2 protein-coding genes are annotated in these 2,490 nt (G+C 39.4%); both read right to left on the bottom strand.

What is annotated here, in order from left to right; genetic code table 11:
- Positions 1-519: 519 nt before the first annotated feature.
- Positions 520-2,022 carry a 4-hydroxyphenylacetate 3-hydroxylase family protein gene (locus tag DYY66_RS02895; protein ID WP_166286061.1) on the bottom strand — a complete coding sequence of 501 codons (1,503 nt, stop codon included), beginning with the start codon at positions 2,020-2,022 and terminating at the stop codon, positions 520-522.
- 54 nt (positions 2,023-2,076) lie between these two features.
- Positions 2,077-2,490, bottom strand: a 414-nt coding sequence (locus tag DYY66_RS02900) for an acetate--CoA ligase family protein (protein WP_178085573.1), incomplete at its 5' end; no start/stop codon positions are given.

Below are 2,490 nucleotides of genomic sequence, written 5' to 3' on the forward strand. Positions count from 1 at the left end.
TACATCATAATAGCTGTCATCGTTGGCATAATGCTAGTAAAACAATTTGGCAAGCCAAAATCTGCAGGCAATGTATTTGACAATGATAAAGACAAGACAGATTTAGACGAGTCAGGAGCTAGTGTAGACAAGAGTTTGTCAAGTGACAAATCATATCTCACAGATGAATCAGGGACAGGTCCAAACAAGAGTTCGGTAGATGACAAGTCNCAAAAGATGATTACATTGGAAAAGTAGTCTATGTCATTCCGCAGATAGGCTATGTAACAAGAATACTCACGCCTCCAATAAATTACATCATAATAGCTGTCATTGTTGGCATAATGCTAGTAAAACAATTTGGCAAGCCAAAATCTGCAGGAAATGTATTTGACAATGATAAAGACAAACCAAATTTAGATGAGTCAGGAACTAATGCAGACAAGAGTTTGTCAAATGACAAATCATATTTTACAAATGATTCAGACAAGCCAACAGACAAATCACAAGATAAAGATTCAGAACTGAAATAATTTTTAATTATTTTCTTATCTTGAATACACGCTGGAAATAATCAGATTGTTCAGATTCGGGTTCAGGATTTTCCTTAATGCTTGCAAGATTTTTGGCTAGCTTTTTCTTGTATCCAAGCTGCATTTGACGTGCAATCTGGATTCTCTGGGCCTGTGGAGAGCCTGCCCCATGCATAGATTCTGTGAGGTATCCTACTGCGTTTCTACCCAGTGTCATGTTTTCAATAAGCCTCAAAATTCTTATCCTGTTTTCAACATCTACTCCTTTTCGTCCCCTAAGATACTTTTTCAGTATTGGACCTGTTGTTGGATTTTTCAGATCTTTTTCAGATGGAAGTGTGACAACAAGGCCACCTGCAATGTCTTGTGCTAGTCTACCAATTTCGTATGGAAATCTAGTGACATTATGTTTTGTAACATTTGCTAGCATGTCATCATTGAGCCAGACACCAGACTTGGTGCGATGTGCCTGAGACGATGAAGCAATGCCAGATGCATATATGGTTTCATTGAGATGGGTCATTTCTACAAGTTTGTCCTTTATGTGAGAAACATCTGGAACTCCGTTGTAATCAGCAATTGCAGCAGCTGCACCAATTAAAACATCACCAAGACCTGTCTTGCATACATAACTTCTTCTGTGATAACACGTGAATCGTTCTACAAGCATTGCGGCAAATTCATACTCGCCAAACATGAATACCTTATCCCATGGAATGAAGACTCGATCAAAAACAATGAGTGCCTCTTGGCCTGCAAACTTTGCATTTCCTGCATCAATATCTCCATCCTCCATGCTTCTTGTATCACATGACTGGCGTCCGTAGATGTATGTGATTCCAGGAGCATCGGCAGGCATTGCACCGACAACTGCATAATCCTTGTCACCTTCCAACAATCTCATTGTAGGCATTACTACTATCCAGTGTGAATTTATGCAACCAGTCTGGTGAGCCTTGGCACCTGTAACAAATATTCCCTTGTCATTTTTTTCTACTACATGTAAGAATACATCTGGATCTTCTTGCTGGTGTGGTGCCTTGCTTCTGTCTCCCTTTGGATCAGTCATGGCACCGCCAATAACAAAATTCTCTTGCTGGATCATTTTTATAAAATCGACTAGTCGCTTGTGATAACTAGTCTTGTGTTTTTCATCAATCTCAAAAGTAACAGAATATAATGAATTTAGTGCATCCATTCCTACACATCTCTGAAAACATGTTCCAGTGAGTTGGCCAAGTTTTCGTTGCATTTTATTTTGATTTACCAGATCATCTGCACTTTCTGCAATGTGCAAAAACCTGTTGACTTGCAAACCAGATATGGATGATTTTGCAGTTGCCATCTCGGAATCCTTTTCTGCCAGATCATATGTCTCTGCAACTGCATTTATTGATGGCCTAATCATTGGATGGTCCACAGGTTCTTTTACAAGTTCACCAAAAAGGTAGACTTTCATGTCACGACCTCTGAGACTTTGGATGTACTCAGCAGCCGTCTTGATAGGCATATCAGCTAATACCCTTTGCAAGTAATATAAATATTATAACAAAATTGTTGTTTTTCAAGCAAGCCCAATTCTTACGTCGACTACTTTGCAGCCCTTGCCTTTTTCAAAGACAAGAACTGGATTCATGTCAAGTTCTTTTATTTCTTGGAAATCAGTAACAAGTTGGGAGATTCGCTGAATACAGTCTGCAAGTTTTTTGACATCAGATGGTTTCTCTCCTCTGACCCCTTGTAACAACTTGTTTGTTTTAATCGACGATATCATTTCGTCTGCTTCAGTATCTGTGACAGGAGCAACTCTGAATGTGACATCCTTTAGTACCTCGACATAGATTCCACCCATGCCAAACATAACTACAGGACCAAATCCTGGTTCTTGTTTTGAGCCCACGATTGTCTCTTTTCCGCCTTTTACCATCTCTTGAACCAACACTCCCTTGATGATGGCTTTCTTGTCATATTTTTTTGC

It is taken from the genome of Candidatus Nitrosotalea sp. FS, assembly GCF_011319475.1.
Taxonomy (GTDB): Archaea; Thermoproteota; Nitrososphaeria; order Nitrososphaerales; family Nitrosopumilaceae; genus Nitrosotalea.